The organism is Novipirellula aureliae, assembly GCF_007860185.1.
Lineage (GTDB): Bacteria > Planctomycetota > Planctomycetia > Pirellulales > Pirellulaceae > Novipirellula_A > Novipirellula_A aureliae.
The window spans coordinates 1-14,989 of the sequence record NZ_SJPY01000005.1 but is presented as its reverse complement, the minus strand read 5'-3'; the positions used below and the strand labels follow the sequence as shown (position 1 = coordinate 14,989).

Annotated in this window: 17 protein-coding genes and 1 pseudogene; 10 read left to right on the top strand and 8 right to left on the bottom strand. The window is 54.6% G+C overall.

Features of this window, described 5'->3' with window-relative positions; translation table 11 throughout:
• Nucleotides 1–15: 15 nt before the first annotated feature.
• On the bottom strand, nucleotides 16–2,343 hold the full coding sequence (locus tag Q31b_RS14975) for an efflux RND transporter periplasmic adaptor subunit (RefSeq protein ID WP_146600513.1): 2,328 nt from the start codon (nucleotides 2,341–2,343) through the stop codon (nucleotides 16–18).
• Nucleotides 2,344–2,352: 9 nt separating this feature from the next.
• Nucleotides 2,353–3,261 carry an anti-sigma factor family protein gene (locus tag Q31b_RS14970; RefSeq protein ID WP_146600512.1) on the bottom strand — a complete coding sequence of 303 codons (909 nt, stop codon included), beginning with the start codon at nucleotides 3,259–3,261 and terminating at the stop codon, nucleotides 2,353–2,355.
• 186 nt (nucleotides 3,262–3,447) lie between these two features.
• Here Q31b_RS14970 and Q31b_RS14965 point away from each other — a divergent pair, with 186 nt between their 5' ends.
• The 4 genes from Q31b_RS14965 to tcmP all read left to right on the top strand — a co-directional run bounded on the left by Q31b_RS14965 (nucleotide 3,448) and on the right by tcmP (nucleotide 7,364).
• Nucleotides 3,448–3,855, top strand: a complete 408-nt coding sequence (locus Q31b_RS14965; protein ID WP_146600511.1) for a hypothetical protein — start codon at nucleotides 3,448–3,450, stop codon at nucleotides 3,853–3,855.
• Nucleotides 3,856–3,904: 49 nt separating this feature from the next.
• Complete coding sequence (locus Q31b_RS14960; protein WP_146600510.1) at nucleotides 3,905–4,798, top strand: hypothetical protein; 894 nt, start codon at nucleotides 3,905–3,907, stop codon at nucleotides 4,796–4,798.
• Between the two features lie 464 nt (nucleotides 4,799–5,262).
• The gene (locus Q31b_RS14955) at nucleotides 5,263–6,087 is read left to right on the top strand and encodes a DUF5131 family protein (protein ID WP_146600509.1); all 825 of its coding nucleotides are present in this window, start codon (nucleotides 5,263–5,265) and stop codon (nucleotides 6,085–6,087) included.
• Between the two features lie 26 nt (nucleotides 6,088–6,113).
• Nucleotides 6,114–7,364, top strand: a complete 1,251-nt coding sequence (tcmP, locus tag Q31b_RS14950) for a three-Cys-motif partner protein TcmP (RefSeq protein WP_146600508.1) — start codon at nucleotides 6,114–6,116, stop codon at nucleotides 7,362–7,364.
• 115 nt (nucleotides 7,365–7,479) lie between these two features.
• On the opposite strand, the gene Q31b_RS14945 is transcribed toward tcmP, so the two are convergent.
• Nucleotides 7,480–8,748, bottom strand: coding sequence for a hypothetical protein (locus tag Q31b_RS14945; protein WP_231617594.1), 1,269 nt, complete (start codon nucleotides 8,746–8,748; stop codon nucleotides 7,480–7,482).
• Nucleotides 8,749–8,751: 3 nt separating this feature from the next.
• Nucleotides 8,752–9,045: pseudogene (locus tag Q31b_RS29650) on the bottom strand (endonuclease NucS domain-containing protein); the annotation flags it as partial.
• A 366-nt stretch (nucleotides 9,046–9,411) separates the two neighbouring features.
• On the opposite strand from Q31b_RS29650, the gene Q31b_RS14940 reads away from it, so the two are divergent.
• The 6 genes from Q31b_RS14940 to Q31b_RS14920 all read left to right on the top strand — a co-directional run bounded on the left by Q31b_RS14940 (nucleotide 9,412) and on the right by Q31b_RS14920 (nucleotide 12,533).
• Nucleotides 9,412–9,771 (top strand): hypothetical protein, encoded by a 360-nt coding sequence (locus Q31b_RS14940; RefSeq protein ID WP_146600506.1) that lies wholly within the window; start codon nucleotides 9,412–9,414, stop codon nucleotides 9,769–9,771.
• A complete protein-coding gene (locus tag Q31b_RS14935; protein WP_231617593.1) occupies nucleotides 9,710–10,984 on the top strand; it encodes a hypothetical protein in 1,275 nt (424 codons plus the stop codon). Before Q31b_RS14940 ends, Q31b_RS14935 begins: the two co-directional genes overlap by 62 nt.
• 124 nt (nucleotides 10,985–11,108) lie before the next feature.
• Nucleotides 11,109–11,357 (top strand): hypothetical protein, encoded by a 249-nt coding sequence (locus tag Q31b_RS14930; protein WP_197171577.1) that lies wholly within the window; start codon nucleotides 11,109–11,111, stop codon nucleotides 11,355–11,357.
• Between the two features lie 278 nt (nucleotides 11,358–11,635).
• Entirely contained in the window at nucleotides 11,636–11,791 is a 156-nt protein-coding gene (locus Q31b_RS28265) for a hypothetical protein (RefSeq protein WP_197171575.1), read from the top strand.
• Between the two features lie 9 nt (nucleotides 11,792–11,800).
• Nucleotides 11,801–12,127: a hypothetical protein gene (locus tag Q31b_RS14925; protein ID WP_231617592.1), complete on the top strand. Its 327-nt coding sequence runs from the start codon at nucleotides 11,801–11,803 to the stop codon at nucleotides 12,125–12,127.
• A gap of 40 nt (nucleotides 12,128–12,167) precedes the next feature.
• Nucleotides 12,168–12,533, top strand: coding sequence for a hypothetical protein (locus Q31b_RS14920; protein WP_146600502.1), 366 nt, complete (start codon nucleotides 12,168–12,170; stop codon nucleotides 12,531–12,533).
• Between the two features lie 97 nt (nucleotides 12,534–12,630).
• On the opposite strand, the gene Q31b_RS28260 is transcribed toward Q31b_RS14920, so the two are convergent.
• The 4 genes from Q31b_RS28260 to Q31b_RS14905 all read right to left on the bottom strand — a co-directional run.
• Nucleotides 12,631–12,774: a hypothetical protein gene (locus Q31b_RS28260; RefSeq protein ID WP_197171573.1), complete on the bottom strand. Its 144-nt coding sequence runs from the start codon at nucleotides 12,772–12,774 to the stop codon at nucleotides 12,631–12,633.
• A gap of 67 nt (nucleotides 12,775–12,841) precedes the next feature.
• A complete protein-coding gene (locus tag Q31b_RS14915; RefSeq protein WP_231617591.1) occupies nucleotides 12,842–13,507 on the bottom strand; it encodes a ThiF family adenylyltransferase in 666 nt (221 codons plus the stop codon).
• Nucleotides 13,504–14,088 carry a Mov34/MPN/PAD-1 family protein gene (locus Q31b_RS14910; protein WP_146600500.1) on the bottom strand — a complete coding sequence of 195 codons (585 nt, stop codon included), beginning with the start codon at nucleotides 14,086–14,088 and terminating at the stop codon, nucleotides 13,504–13,506. Before Q31b_RS14910 ends, Q31b_RS14915 begins: the two co-directional genes overlap by 4 nt.
• Nucleotides 14,063–14,989 (bottom strand): hypothetical protein (locus Q31b_RS14905; protein WP_146600499.1); only part of this gene is annotated, 927 nt, incomplete at its 5' end. The genes Q31b_RS14905 and Q31b_RS14910, both read right to left, overlap by 26 nt.

Below are 14,989 nucleotides of genomic sequence, written 5' to 3'. Positions count from 1 at the left end.
GTTGTATTGCATGGCCTACAACTTTTCGACTTTGTCGGCGCACTTCAGCATCGACGCGCCATAGTACGGATTACGAACCGCATCGTCGGTCTGAATCCACGATGCACCACGTCCCTCAAACGCCATCGGGCAATGAAGCTCATAAAGCGTTTCGTCAGTCGGCAGACCGAACATCCGCTCGAGGCTCAACATCTGTTCGGACAGCAACGCGAACCCGCTACGCAAGGCGGCGAGGTCGTTTGCCTTCTGCAATCTTGCAATGATCTCGGACAAGTCGCGTTTCTCTTTGCTCCACACCTCGGCCGCTTTGGCTTCGGAGACGATCGGCAGCAAGCCCGCCAATCGCTGATGCAACGGCTCAACCGCTCGCTTCGCGACTTCCAGATCGTCTGTCGCGAGTGCTTGACTAAGTTTCAAGTAGGGAGCGACAAAACCACTGAGTTGCTCAGCGACTTCAGGCGGAGCATCCATGTTCGCCATCGCCGGCATCTGCATTTCGTCGTGTGACATCGGCAACGGGAACTGAGCCTTCATCTGATCAATGTGCTGCCGAGTTAACGCGAAGACCCGATCGGCTTCACGCATGGAATTGACCTCGCGGCCTTCAGTGACATCGTTCCGCAATAGCATCGCGACCTCGGACCACTGCGGTCGCATTTGTGGGCCGATCAAGTCCGCCGGCACTGCCTCGACAGCTTTACCGAGTTGGTCATAGCCTTCGCGAATCTCTGCGAGGTTCGCAGCTTCAACTTTTTCTTGAATCGTTTTGTATTGCTCAACAACTCCTTGCATCGCATCCCGTACCGCTGGCACCAAGTTCATCGGACTCGCGTCCATCGTGACGCCGTCGTCTGCCTTTGGCATTTCCATGCCTCCGTGATTGTGCCCACCGCCGCCGCCACCTTGAGGCGTCATCATCGAAGGCTTCGCAGAAATCTGCAGCGCACTATCGAGTTTGAAGTTGCCATTGGTCACGACCAAGTCGCCTTCTTCGAGCCCCGACTTCACTAGGTAGAAGTCGCCGGCACGCGGACCGATCACAATCTCGCGACCTTCGTAAGTCGGCTTGTCCGCGTCGGGAATCTGGACGTACACAATCGCTCGCGTTCCCGTCAGCAACACAGCCTTCACCGGCACGATCAGCGGCTTCGCGGCACTCGTCGGCTCCGCCGTGACATAGCCAAGCGACTCGGCTCGCACCAACGGCATGCCGCAAATGTCACAATCGCCCGGTTGGTCTTTTATGATTTCCGGGTGCATCGGGCTGATCCACTTTCCCGCCAGCGAAGCGTTGAGCACTCGACCGCCCGCCGCGATGTCACTCTGCACGATTGCTCGCACGAACATTTCCGGTTTTAAGCGACCATCATCGTTCGGTACGTTGACTCGCACCTTCACCGTCCGAGTGTCTTCGTTTAGCACCGGGTCAATGAACGCGATTCGGCCGCGGAACAATTCGCCGGGATAAGCTTCTGTTGTGAACTCTACGTCCTGCCCGTACCGCAACCAAGCCAAGTCGGATTCGTAAGCATCCATCTGAACCCATAAGACCTTTAAGTCAGCGACAGTGTAGATGCGGTCGCCCGTTTGAACGCGGTCGCCTTCTTGCCTGTTCTTCGCAACCACGACACCGCCGACGGGCGAATAGATCGTGACCGTTTCGGAAGACTTGCCGCGTTGTTCGATGGTTTGAATCTGCTCCGTTGTCAAACCGAGCAAACGCAGCTTCTCACGCGCGGACTCGGCGAGATCGAGTGGTTCGATGAATCGTGAAGAATTCTGCGGTCGATCACGCTTGGTAACCGCCAACAGTTCTTCTTGTGCGGTGTAGAGTGACTCGCTGTAGATTTGCACCATGTGATCGCCTTTTTTGACTTCGACGCCGGTGAAGTCAACGAACATGCGTTCCAAGCGACCGGGAACCCACGCGGTGATGTGGGCGAGGCGAGTTTCGTCGTAGTCAACTTTGCCGACCATGCGAATTTCGGCCGTCACGTATTGCCGACGCACGGGACTCACTTGCACGTTCATCAGACTTTTGATTTCTGAACTGATCGAAACGGTGCGAACTCCGTCGGCCGACTCCCTGACCGGGACCAAGTCCATTCCGCAGATCGGACACTTGCCCGGACCATCGCGACGTATTTGAGGATGCATGCTGCAAGTCCAGATCGACGGCTTACTTTGCATTGCTTCCGAGTTCGCCGTAGCAGAAGTCGTGGAAACTTTCGGCTCATCCGAACTGCCGCTAAACCAAGATGCAACGAAGACACCGAGCAGCACAAACGCCACCGCTTGTGCAATCCAGAGTTTCCCGCGGTGTTGTTTGAAAAATTCGTTCATGAGTTCGCTTTAGGATTTGTCCAACCAGGTCACCAGCTTCGCCACTTCCTCTTGGTCGCGAACGCCAACGGCTGTGACGCTTCGAGTGCCTTGCTTCCAAGTTGCCGCGATGCTGGAATCGAGATCGACGAGACAGCAATCTTTGTCGCCGCACATCGCCATGCTCTGGCGGCGATCGCCAAACCAAGCCGTCTCTTCGTCGTCGTGTTCAAACAGAACCAGCGTCGACCCGTCACTTCGTTTGCAAACTGCCTTCACACAAGTGCAGCAAGGCATCTTCAACACGCTGGTCGACGCCAACGAATAGCCCTGGGGCAATCCACTCGAAACGATGGGACGATAGCCGACCAACTTTACTGCTCCGTCCGCGTCGACTTTTTCACCGTCGTACTTGGTAAGCAGCATCTGTTCCGCTCCGTCTGGATCGCTGGGCAATTTCTGCAAATAGTCGTCCATCACGCCCGCGAACTCGACCATGTGTTCAGCCGACATCGCTTCTTCGCCATCGTGCGAATGCATCGCCATTGCTCCTCCACTCCCCATCTCCTTCACTCCCCCTCTTTCTTCGCCGTACCACAGCCCTGCACCCAGCAGCACCAAAACGGACGCCGCCATCGACACCAGCCCAGCACCGTATGACGACTCGCGAACCCAAACGCTGAATCGTTTCGACAACGTCACCGGTTCGGCGGCCGTTGGAAGTTCACGCTCAATCCGCTGCCATAGATCAGACGGTTTTGCGGGCATAGGTGCCTGTGCGAAAGCCGACCCGAGTGACTTGAACGCACTCAACTCAGCCGCACACGATTCGCATGACTCAACGTGCTGAGTGACAGTTGCCACTTGTCCAGCCGACAGCTCGCCGTCGTGATAAGCCGACAGGTATGGCTGCACCGTTTTGCAATCATTGGTTGACATAACCCACTCATTCTCTGCGAGATGTTTCTGCTGATGTGGTTTTGGATGCCCGAAGCGGGCGTTTCTTCACGCATTTAGGTGAATTAGCAGAATTTTTTCGTTCCGCGTGAAGAAATCGCCCCCCCAAGCATCCAAATGCACGTCAATCGAAAAATCCGCCCTCCTCATCCACGAAGGCAAAACCCCATGCGACTCTCGAAATTTATCCCTTTCCTACTCGGCGGGATGCTCATCGTCGGCATTTACGGCTGCAACTCGCCCGAATCCGATCCTGTGACGCCACCCGCGACTCCCGCCAGCGACACGGCTGACGACCACGTTGACCATGCCGATCACGATCACGGCGACCAAGCCACCGCCGATGCCGATTCGCCTATGGCCAAGATGATGTCGGGTTTGAAAGAGTTATCGCCCCAAGATTACGAGTCCGCCATGGCCCAACACATGTGCCCCGTCAGCGGCGAAATGCTCGGCACCATGGGAGCCCCCGAGAAGGTCGACGTGAATGGCAAGTCCGTCTGGATTTGCTGCGACGGCTGTAAAGACAAACTCCTCGCCGACCCTGACAAGTACCTCGCCAAGCTCAAAAAGTAATCTTGCGTTCGCCGCTCAACCCCCTCACAAATTTCCAAGGCCAATCTCTATGAAACTTCGTATCCTCACCGCAATCGTCGCAGCCACGCTGCTCACGTCGCCCCAACTCTCGACTGCACAGGACACCCACGCCGCGCACGACCACGCGGCCGACGACCACGCTGGCCACAGCCACGCCGCCGCGGCAACTGGCCCACACGGCGGCACTGTGCAAACTGTTGGCGACAGCCGAGTCGAAACGGTGATCGCCGAAAAGGGAATCATGTTCATGATCCTCGGCCAGAACGATCAGCCCATCGCGCCACCGAATGCCACAGGCACACTGAAACTGCGAGTTGGCGAAGGTGAAAAGGAATACACCTACCAACTCAAAAAGCTCAAGAACCTCGCGATCGGCGTCGGCATCGACCTTTCCAAAGTCGTTGACCAACCGTTACACATGAATGTCGAGATTACCGACATCGGAAGCCAGCCTCTGGTCTTCCATACGATAGGAAAACTCGCCAGCGGTAAGCTCTCTGACGAACTCCTCATCATCCTCCAAGCCACGTGCCCCGTCAGCGGCCAACCGCTCGGCACCATGGGCAAGCCGCCCAAGGTCACGATCGGTAACAAGTCACTGTTCGTCTGCTGTGCGGGCTGCACCAAGAAAGTCGAAGCCTCACCCGACCAGTACCTCACCAAGTACTACACCGCCAAAGGTGAACAAGTCCGCGAGGGCGTTTTCAAATCCACGCTTGCCGACGCCGCGGCCATCGCCGCACAGAAAACCTGTCCGGTGATGGACGAACCGCTGGGCGGCATGGGCGTCCCAGGCAAGGTCAATGTCAACGGAAAAGCCGTCTACATCTGCTGCCCCGGCTGCGCCAAAAAGCTGGTCGCCGAACCAGACAAGTACCTCGCGGCCCTCAAAGCCAAAGGCATCGTGCCTCCGGCGTTTTAATTAGTGTTCAGTGCGAGCTCGACAGTAGCTTCACTTTTCAACGGTGTCACTGCTTACGATCTACTTCGGGACTTTGGCAGCTTGGCTCATCGCGGTAACCACCATAGTTTTTCGCGGAAGTACACTCTTGCATTGTTGCTGCTATTGAAAGACCGTGAACCGGCCGTCGTTGAGCTGGCGGACGTTGCCGACGGCAGGGTGGGTTTCGAGGAGTTCGGTGACTTGGGATATGTCGACGCGGGTGGGCGTATATCTCCCGGCGTTACAAACCCCTCTGATTTCGCGTGTTTCGCCGCTTTCGTCGGCCCGAGATTGTAGCAATCTGGCCCTTCGTTGCCTTTCCCCGTCAAACTGGCGAAGATTCGGTTTCGCTGTTCTGCTAAAATCGACGGAAAAAATACACACTGCCGTGACCAGACGTGTCACGGCTGGCTCGTAACCTTATCTCCAGGGAGGAGAGAACGATGTCAGACATTGAATGGACCGACGAGACCTGGAATCCGGTGACCGGATGTACCCAGATCAGCCCTGGTTGTGAGAATTGCTATGCCTTGCGAATGTCGCATCGTTTGCAGGCGATGGGTGTCGATAATTATCGCAACGCTTTCGAGCTAACGACTCACGATCACGTGCTGGAAAAGCCTCTGTCGTGGAAAAAACCACGTAAAGTGTTTGTCAACTCAATGAGCGACTTATTCCACCGCGATGTCCCCGTCGAGTTCATCGAACGGGTTTTTGACGTTTGTCGGCGGGCACACTGGCATCAATTTCAAATTCTCACTAAGCGATCACAGCGACTCGCTCGGGAAGCTGACCGCTTCGATTGGCCAGACAACGTTTGGATAGGGACCAGTGTCGAATCGCAAGACTACACCTTCCGGGTCGATCATTTGCGCCAGGTGCCCGCAGCAGTCCGGTTTATTTCGTTTGAGCCGCTGATCGGGCCGGTCGATCGAGTTGACCTGACCGGCATTGACTGGGCGATTGTTGGTGGAGAGAGCGGCCCCGGCTCTCGACCCTCGCATCCAGATTGGTTTCGCAAGTTGCGGAAACTGTGCGAAAAGCAGGATACCGCATTCTTCTTCAAACAGTACGGTGATTACGCGCCGGCACCGGAGGGAACGGCTGAGAAAAAAATTGTCAAAATAGGTCGCCAGGGCGATATCCGTGATCGAAGCGACAAGAAACCTAGAAAGACTGATGCAGCGGTGGTTCGGATGGGCAAAGGCAACGCGGGTCGAACGCTAGACGGTCAAACATGGGATGCTTATCCTGAAGTGGTTACCTAGCAAACCACAATCATTTGGAGGATCATATGGTCAAGTCACAAGACGCTTTCTCATGGAAGGATGGCCGAACACCGCTTTGTCCGGTCCATAGTCGCATCAAGCTGGAAATCCTCCGCGACTATCTGATGGCATACTTTCCGACCATCTCGCAAGAGAAGCGGATGGACTATGTGAACATCGAGCTGATTGACGCATTTGCTGGGGGTGGTGTGCTGATAGACGCCGAAACCAAAACTCCTATCAATGGTTCGCCAAAAGTGATGATTGGAGCGGTTCGTGATTCGGAGGCGGCAATAGCAGCGAAAAAGACAAAGCCATTCAGAATTAACGCGAGGTTTCACTTCTCTGATGCCGACCGTGACGCACACCTTCGTCTGAAGACCGATTTGGCCGACTCTCGCTACCGCGAAGATGTGGAGTCCGGAAAAATCCTGGTCGACAATTTGAAATTCGATCGGTTTCTTTCGGTGGTGCTTGAAAGGATCAAATCACGGCCGCGGCAGAAAGCGATCTTCTTTCTCGACCAATGTGGCTGGAACCAAGCAACACTACGTGACTGCAACCGAATTCTAAATCATCTTCCTAAAGCGGAGATCATTTGGAATATCAGCGTTGAATCTCTGGCGATGTTCGCTAACGACAAGGATGCGTTTCGTGTTGCAACGGACAAGTTTGGTGTCGATCTCGGCGACGCAATATCGGCCCGCGACAATGCTGTACGACTCAGTGATTGGCGAAAGTCGCTGGTCTCGCATTACTTGCACGAGATCAAACAAAACTGCGTCGCAAAATTTGTCAGTCCATTTATGGTCCAGCATTCCGGCTGGGGCTATTGGCTCTTGCATCTCAGTAACCACAAGGAGGCGAATGACGTAATGAAAGTCACTCATTGGCGACATCAAAACAATTCGCTGCATGAGGGATTTCCCGGCCTACGGATGCTTGAGTTTAACCGTGAAAACTGGAACCAATCGAGCATCTTCCGCTTCGATGCGGAAGCCAATCAAGCGACGCGAGAAGCCTTGTTCAACGAACTTGGCCCGCAGATTCGTAGACTGGGCGAAGCACCAACGGTTGGCCAACTTATTGAATCGGTAGCAAATGAAACACCAGCGGATAGACAGCGAATCATCGAGTCACTCGGCGAGCTGAAAGCTGAAAGTGCATGCCGCTTCATCGGTCCCGCCGGCGAGAAGAGAATTCACGTTCCCCAGACGCTCGACGATCGGATTGTTCTCTCAGAACATCGTCCGATGTTCTTGCCGGGAATGAATTGATCCGGTTACGATCTTGGCGATTTCCAGCTGATTGGGGTTTGTCGAACCGCATCACCGTGAAGCTAAACTGTTCCAAGGTGTGAAAACAGGCTGGGCTGTTCAGCAGATTGTACTCTTAAAATCTGCCGACGTAGCCGTCAATGTAGTTGGTGAACGCATCTACGTATTTCGCGTTTCGCTCAACGAAATCATTGAGGTTGCAAGCATGGATACCAGGCTCGGTATCTCGCCATGTCTCTCCTCCATCATACGAAATACTTCCACTTGCGATCGCCCCGTCCCGAATCGCAAGGCGAACCAAACCATACGTCAACCCATGAAGGTGCATCGCTTTCTCGTCGAGTTGCCAAGCTGCTCCGACTTGCTTTTGCATGTAGAAATTCTCCAGACCACCCGAAAGCGATTGGAAGAATACGTCTGGTGACTCAGGACAGGTGTCTCCGTCCCAAGCAACGAATCCCGAAAAAGCCTCTGAGGACTTTCCATCGCTTTGATTGACGACAATTTGCAACTTGGGCGAATAGCCAAAGTCGCCATTCTTCGCAATCGCATAGAGTGTCTCTGGAAGACAAAGGCAGTTGTAGATGTCCGCGAAAACGGAAGTAGTCTCAAGCTTGCCCCTGCTAAACAAAACATCGCACGCCAGCGTCCAATTCTCGTTTCCAAGCAACGCGCGTTGCGAGGACTTAACAGCATCGTCGAAATCAAGTTGATTCGACGACTTGAAAACTCGCATGAACTGCAACGCGTTTGCGCCTTCCATTCCGTGAATCATTTGCACGATTTGTTCATCGGAGTAAAAATCCGACGATGCAAGTTGTCCCTCTCTCAGTGTTTTTTTGGGTTTCCATCCCTGATGCAGCATTGCAGAGAAATGTTCGGGGCTACCGATACAGAACTCGTCTGCAATTGCTCCAAGTGTGCCCGACACGCGACCAAGTAGCTCTTCCTGCATCGCAAACTGAAGATCGAATCCCTCCTCGGCATCTTCGTTTTCCTCCATTACGAAATGCTCAAGCGGCTTTCTCAAATTGGGTGCAATCGCCGTCGGTACTAGGTAAACGCTGAAACGATGTATGACGGCAGGATGGTGTCCTTCGTACTCAAGCAATACTGTGATGAATCCACTAGCACCGTTTTCTTTGGCCGCTTCGATCACCCGCTGGGAAGCCGCATCGCGGTCATCTTTGTCCGCAAAAAGGAAGTTGCTATGGGTCCGAAATAGGTCCAGTGCCCCAGTAAGTTCTGGTACGACAACCTCGGCAACGACGGTCGGATTCCCTGAAGAATCGACCACCAACTCATATCCGCTCATTTGCATGTCCGCCCTTGCGCGAGACTCAGCAAATGGAACCAATAGCTCGTGCCATTCCGTAGAAATCACAAGGCATCGTACCTTGTGATCCGGCACTCCCATTTGGGCTCGACAAAGCGCAGCATATTTGAAAATTTCGTGGATCGCCTGCCGCGCAGAATTGTTGCTTCTTTTGAGCTCAATGATGACGAGCATGTCCGAAGCATCTCTTGCGAGAATGTCGACGAATCCTTTTCCGCCCCAAACGTTCGGAAGGTGATACTCTTGTTCAATCAAAGACAGCCCTGGCTCAATCATCTCAAGATTGGCAGCTAGTTTCTCCCGAATTGTTTTCTCAGTGGCGGTCAATTTTGTTTCCCTTCGCACATGTATGAATAGTCCGTTGTGATTCTAACATCGGCTGAGGGCAATGAGCAGTCGAGCTGCCAACGTTCAGTAGGGAATACCCGCAAGTGAATCTGAGTGTACCGACATGTGAATGTTCGCTGGAAACACGTCGGTCAACCCCCATCCCGCTACTCGCCGCAAAGACGGGACCGCAACGCCAATGCCGCCGAGGACTTCAAAGAGTCCCGAAACGTAAACAAAGCTAGTGGCCAAGGTAAATAGGAAGACATGATTTTCAGGTAGACAGAGCGCACCTCGTGGTTTGTAAATGGCATGGCGTTTTAATTTGAAAGTGGTCAGAATCCCAGCTGGCAGGTTTAATTCAGGCTAGCAAGGAGAGCTGGGATGGCACTTTCGAATGAAGATCGCAAACGGGCCTTGGAACTGGCTCGTGAATTTAGGAAAATCACGGGCGGACGGTTCAAGGCTGATGGGAAATCCAAGACCTTCGCCGAGATCGAAGACGAGGCCATCGAGATTGGCGATTTGATCACTTCCCTGGCGATCAATGAGGCCGCCGAGGATGCTCCCGACAAGCCAGCTCAGTGCCGCTGCCCCGAGTGTGGAGCGGTACCCAAGAAACGCGAGCCCGATGATGACGACGAACCGGTCGTCCTGCTGACCGATCGAGGAGAGGTCGATTTTGTTACTGAAGGCTACTATTGCCGGCGATGTCGCCGGTCTTTTTTTCCCCCAGCCCGCTGAACTGGGACTCCGCGTCGAAGCCACTGTCAGCCCACGCGTGGAACGAAAAATGGTCTACGCCGGGGGCAACTCGACCAGTTTCCAACAGGCACGCAAAGACCTTCAGAATTTGGCCGACTTGGAGATCAAAACCGAACGCGTCCGCCGAGCGACGACGCGCAACGGGAGAGATCGGCTCGCACTGATGCGTCTTCTTGAACAAGCGTTTTTAGACAAACCCATCCCCGAACAACTGCGCGGTGGACCAGCCGATCAAGAGGTTCCACCGATCGCAGTGGTGATGTGCGATGGCGGTCGGTATCAGCGTTTTGATCGCGGCGAGGCGAAGCCCGATTCGGGAAGCTTCTGGCGTGAAAGCCGTATCGCATGCTTGCTTTCGATGACCGCTGCAAGCTACGGTAATGATCCTCAATCGGCTCTGCCGGACTTTTTGAAAGACGTCAGCATTGCGAAGAAACTCGCGGAAATCGGGCAAGTTCCGGGCGATAATTCGATTCTTCCCAAAGAAGCCAATAGGGAGCAGGAGCTGCCTTGGGAGCGTGGCGAAATGCTCTCCAAAGAGATTGTCGCCAGCAGTCGTAACTGGAAAGAGTTCGGTTCCCAAGTGGCAAGCCAGGCCTGGTACCGCGGCTTCGGCAAAGCAACGCACAAGGTATTTGTCTCGGACGGTTCGTCGGCGATTGAAGAGCTTCAGACTTCCTGGTTTTCCGACTACACCAGCGTGCTGGACATCATGCACGCCCTTTCGTATTCGCTCGCAGCAGCTCGCGCGATTCACAGCGATCGAGAATCGGCTTGGCAGTGCTACCAACAGTTCGCGACATGGATTTGGCGAGGTGAGGTCGACCGCGTGATCGCTTCTCTTGCCGAGCATCAACAAGAACTGGGCGTTCCACCGTCGGGTGCAAGCGAGAGTGATCCCAAGGAAATCGTTCGACGATCCCACGTCTACTACAGCAATCATCGCGGTCGGATGAACTATCCCCTCTACCGTCGCAATGGCTATCCGTTGACCAGTTCGATCATGGAGTCGACGGTCAAGCAAGTCAGTCGCCGAGTCAAAGGGACTGAGAAGTTTTGGTCCAGCGAGGGTGGCGAAGCGGTGCTGCAACTACGTGGCGACTACCTAAGCGACAGCGAGCCAATGAATGCTCATTGGCAGCAAGCAATAGCCAACACCGACGGGTTCCGGGCCTACCGAGTGTCCGCATGATCACGCAAACCGCGAGGTGCGCTCAGGTAGACACCCGGCAGCACGAAGTGATCAACTCACGCGACGGTATACGTATCGCAGTGCCGTCGGTGAGGCAGTCGTTGGCGGGCTTCGCTGGTACCTAATGAAATTTGACTACACGAGCGGTCTCGATGGAACCGTGCATCGTGTTGCATCGCAGTTCCCATCGGCGATCGCACACGACGCCCACATTCAATTCATCGGCCGATGCGACAACGGCCGAGCAATCGAAGGCAAGATCCACAAAGTACTAAAAAAACGAGGCGGTCGGGTTGAAGGATCGCCGGGCAAAGAGTTGTACTGGACGACGGCCGATGAAGTCGCCGAATTGTTTGATGAGGCTTCGCGGTAGCCATGACCATGAACCAATCATTGTTTTCCGACGGAAAAAAACTTAGAGAAAGGGGATTGACGAAGTTATCAGCATGCGTGAATCTTTCAATGTGGACGTTGGTTGACGCCATCCCCACGCCGCTGTGATGGCGGTTTTTCTGCTCGCCGGGTCGATAGCCCGTATGCAGTTCGTTTGATTACGAGTTTGCCTGATGGCGACGAGGGAACGGTTCTCTTGTGTCCCCAAGGCCGACACTTTCTGCGCCCGCGTTCAATTGCAGGCGTCGGAGATGTCTCATGCCATTTAATCGCATCAACGGCTTCTATGTCGGAGCCTTCCAAATGCCGGAGAAACCTGAAATGACCATTGATGAGCGCAACGAAGAACTTAATGAAGCCCTGACTGCCCGGTTGGAGCAGTTGAAAGCGGTGATTGAGGATCAGGAAAATTAGTTCAAAGCAATGCGGCTGGCTTGCGACGCCATGCACGCCTACCGTTCCGAAGGAATGGAAGATGATCAACGCAATTGCATTGGTGAGATCAACTGGTACGTCGGCATGGTCAAGCTTAAGGGTGGTTGGCGGCTTTGTTATGCGAAAGATCACGAGCACTACAGCTGGCCCGGCGAGTCGATTTACTGGAAGCCACTGGTCGACTGCAGCATCGAAGAACGCATCGACGCCGTTCCGCACATCGGAGCGTTGCGCGAAGCGATTGTTAAATCGAAAGAATCGCTGGTCCCAGAACTCGAAAAAGCGATCGAAGCGGTCGCGAAGTTGACTAAATAACTGAGCGCCGCAACCGAGGTCAAAATTACACGAGATACTGATGCTGCAACTGAACGGATTTTCAATCGAGATTGCCGGCGGGTCGTTGACGGTACTGAAGTCGAAGATCGCACCGACGGACGTCAAGGAAACGCGACGTTCGCTCGGGGACGATTGGTTTACGATGTATCACGAAGGGCACCTCTATTCCCTTGCAAAGAACTCGAACACATCGGGCGGGCTTGGTGAGACGGAACTCTTGGTGATCTCCGACCACCTCGGGCTGCGTTTTGTAAAAGCCATGCTCGATCAGGCGATGCGAGCCGTCTTTGAAGCGTACGATCCTGTACGCGATCGCCCGTTTACCTTTCTGGCTCGCAATGTCGATCTTGTCGCGTTAGCTGCCGAGAATTTGGAAACGAGTTGAAAGGCTTGAGCTAAGGACTGATTGGACATGCGATTCTCTGGTAGCAAAAAAAGGAACGCCGCGACCGCCCCGAAGGGCGGCCACGACGTTCCGGTGGTCAGCGGCGTCGGTGGTGATCGCGTCTGCTTCGGCTGCGTCCGACGTTGTAGCCGTAGCCCTTGCGGCTGCCGGTGCGTTTGCCGGTTTTGTAAAACCACCATCCGACGAAGCCGATGATGAACCAACCTGCTAGTCCCTCCATTCGACCTCCGTACGAGAACGAGTTGGGGCTGAGTGCCTTGGTGAAAGCTTGTGCCCTGCTCGTTTCATTAGGAAGCGTCGTGGACGGTCCATTCGCCTGATAGCAGGTTTACGCTGGTGTCGGCGTCGGTTGGGATGTCGCGGAGCCAGCGTGTGAACTGATGGATCATGATCCCCGCTGCGATGCTTGCGGCATAGATCGTGCTTCGCGATGTGCAAGTTCCTTGCTGGGCTTCGGACGTGGCGAAGAGTGTTGAAGCGTAGTGGGCTTCGGCATCGCTGTCCGTGACGGATAGCACTCGCAGCACTTCGCCTAGCATCCGACCATCGGTCCAAAAACCAACACGCGATCGAATCGAACGCCAAATCGCTGTTCGCGCCACGATCGAGTCGACGCAACAGAACACCGCGTTGCCGATCTCTTGGCGCGGACGAAAACGATCTTCGAGCCGGGTGGCTTCGATGGTGGGGTCGATTTCGTTGATGGCTTGTGACGCGGCAAACGGCTTCGTCCATCCAACCTCGTGCTTTCGGTAGCCCTGCGTTGTCGTGTTGGACAAATCAACGCGATCGAAGTCGATCAATTGGATTCGCGGCGTTCCGATTGACGCGAGTTGCAACGCAACTTGTCGACCGATCGCGCCGACGCCGATCACCGTTGCGGTGACATCCGCCAACCGGTTCATGGGGACCAGTTGGCTTTGACGTTCAAAACGATTCTGAGCCGCGTTCAACTGACTGCCTCCAAAAGACTGTCGCTCCACCGATCCGCTGCTGAAGGAGCTTGCTCCCACCAGTCCGAGTCGTAAGACTCGGCAAACGGACGACGCGACGTAAACGGATCGTCGACGGTCACGTTGTCACAGTATTCGATAAACCACGCTTCGTGATCGGCTGCGGGGAACTCGAAGTCGAACTCGACACGAGACCGCAGGCGTCGTTCGGTGCCGGGGCCGACGTTGAAACGTGCTCGCGTGTAGGTGTTGCCTTCTACAGCGATGATGTGCATCACCGCCCAATTTACGCCTCCGAAACAACGCTCGAACGTTTCCTCATCCGTGCCGCTTGGGGACGGCGAAGCGCCCGGGTGCGTGTGAATCCAGATTCTGGCGAATTGCTCCGGTTGTCGTCCCATGTCGACCTGTTGGTCGAAGAAGTCCGCGACACTGTCGTCGTCAAATTCGACCGAGACGACCGAACAGACTTGTTCAACAAGTTGGATGTCTTCGACGAGTAGCAGATCGTCAGCGCTGGAGATGCCGAACCCCCCGACTTCGCTGGGGCCGACGTCACGCAGGTACAGTAGCTTTGCCATCGCATATGGCGTGAACCGCAGCGACCGTTTGTACGGTGTTGCGGCTTTCTTCTTCGCTCGCTTCGTTTTGTTTGCTGATGCAATCATCACAGGTTCCTTCAAAGAGACAGGTGTTACAGAAAGAATCGCCGCAGTCGTTGCACGACTTCAGGCACATTTGACAGACATCATCGCCACAGCAATCACAGGACGAGATGCACTCACTGCAAAACCGGTCGCCGCACGAATCGCACGATGTGCTGCAATCCAGGCAAAGTACAGTTTCACATTTACAGCAGCCAACGACTTCGTCTTGGTCGACGTTGTCGCCGCATGCTTTGCAACTGACTCCGTTCCAATCTTCGATTTGCACGTAGGCCGAATCGGGGTTGTAATTCCGAAGCACGTGATCGACGATGCAGAAGAAGTCATAGATGCGGCCCTCATCGAGGGCACGCCGGATCGCGTCGGAACCTTCCCCTTCACAAAGCGATTCGCCTTGCACGTGAGGATGGGTAACGCTGTGGTTGGATGATGGGTAGTTCGGTTCCACTGCGAGCACGTCGTAGGGCGACGTCTCTTTGATAAATTTCCAGTTCAAGAAAATCTCGAAACTTCCCAGTTCAACGTACTCCAGTGAGATACTTGATGTCCGAACCGTAATTCGCTGGTTTGCACGATCGATCGTCACGTGTTCAAACTCGCCGCGGAGCCCTTCGATGTCCCGATAGACGGACGTTTCCGTCGGTTCGAGATGCGGCTTGGTCTGGCGAGTCAAATTGTCGATGGCGTGAGTCGACCGCATTCGCAGAATGTCGAGTGCCCCACCCAGCCTGTCGGCGGAATCGTTCGCTGCGGCCTTCCAGTTCCTTGCATTGGCTAGTTCAAGCCGTCTTCGCCAGCGACGACACTGATTGAACGA

Excerpts from the sequence above, each read along its gene's own strand:
- Q31b_RS14975 (WP_146600513.1), bottom strand. The coding sequence starts at position 2,343 with ATGAACGAATTTTTCAAACAACACCGCGGGAAACTCTGGATTGCACAA.
- Q31b_RS14970 (WP_146600512.1), bottom strand. The coding sequence starts at position 3,261 with ATGTCAACCAATGATTGCAAAACGGTGCAGCCATACCTGTCGGCTTAT.
- Q31b_RS14965 (WP_146600511.1), top strand. The coding sequence starts at position 3,448 with ATGCGACTCTCGAAATTTATCCCTTTCCTACTCGGCGGGATGCTCATC.
- Q31b_RS14960 (WP_146600510.1), top strand. The coding sequence starts at position 3,905 with ATGAAACTTCGTATCCTCACCGCAATCGTCGCAGCCACGCTGCTCACG.
- Q31b_RS14955 (WP_146600509.1), top strand. The coding sequence starts at position 5,263 with ATGTCAGACATTGAATGGACCGACGAGACCTGGAATCCGGTGACCGGA.
- tcmP (WP_146600508.1), top strand. The coding sequence starts at position 6,114 with ATGGTCAAGTCACAAGACGCTTTCTCATGGAAGGATGGCCGAACACCG.
- Q31b_RS14940 (WP_146600506.1), top strand. The coding sequence starts at position 9,412 with ATGGCACTTTCGAATGAAGATCGCAAACGGGCCTTGGAACTGGCTCGT.
- Q31b_RS14930 (WP_197171577.1), top strand. The coding sequence starts at position 11,109 with ATGAAATTTGACTACACGAGCGGTCTCGATGGAACCGTGCATCGTGTT.
- Q31b_RS28265 (WP_197171575.1), top strand. The coding sequence starts at position 11,636 with ATGCCATTTAATCGCATCAACGGCTTCTATGTCGGAGCCTTCCAAATG.
- Q31b_RS14925 (WP_231617592.1), top strand. The coding sequence starts at position 11,801 with ATGCGGCTGGCTTGCGACGCCATGCACGCCTACCGTTCCGAAGGAATG.
- Q31b_RS14920 (WP_146600502.1), top strand. The coding sequence starts at position 12,168 with ATGCTGCAACTGAACGGATTTTCAATCGAGATTGCCGGCGGGTCGTTG.
- Q31b_RS28260 (WP_197171573.1), bottom strand. The coding sequence starts at position 12,774 with ATGGAGGGACTAGCAGGTTGGTTCATCATCGGCTTCGTCGGATGGTGG.
- Q31b_RS14910 (WP_146600500.1), bottom strand. The coding sequence starts at position 14,088 with ATGGCAAAGCTACTGTACCTGCGTGACGTCGGCCCCAGCGAAGTCGGG.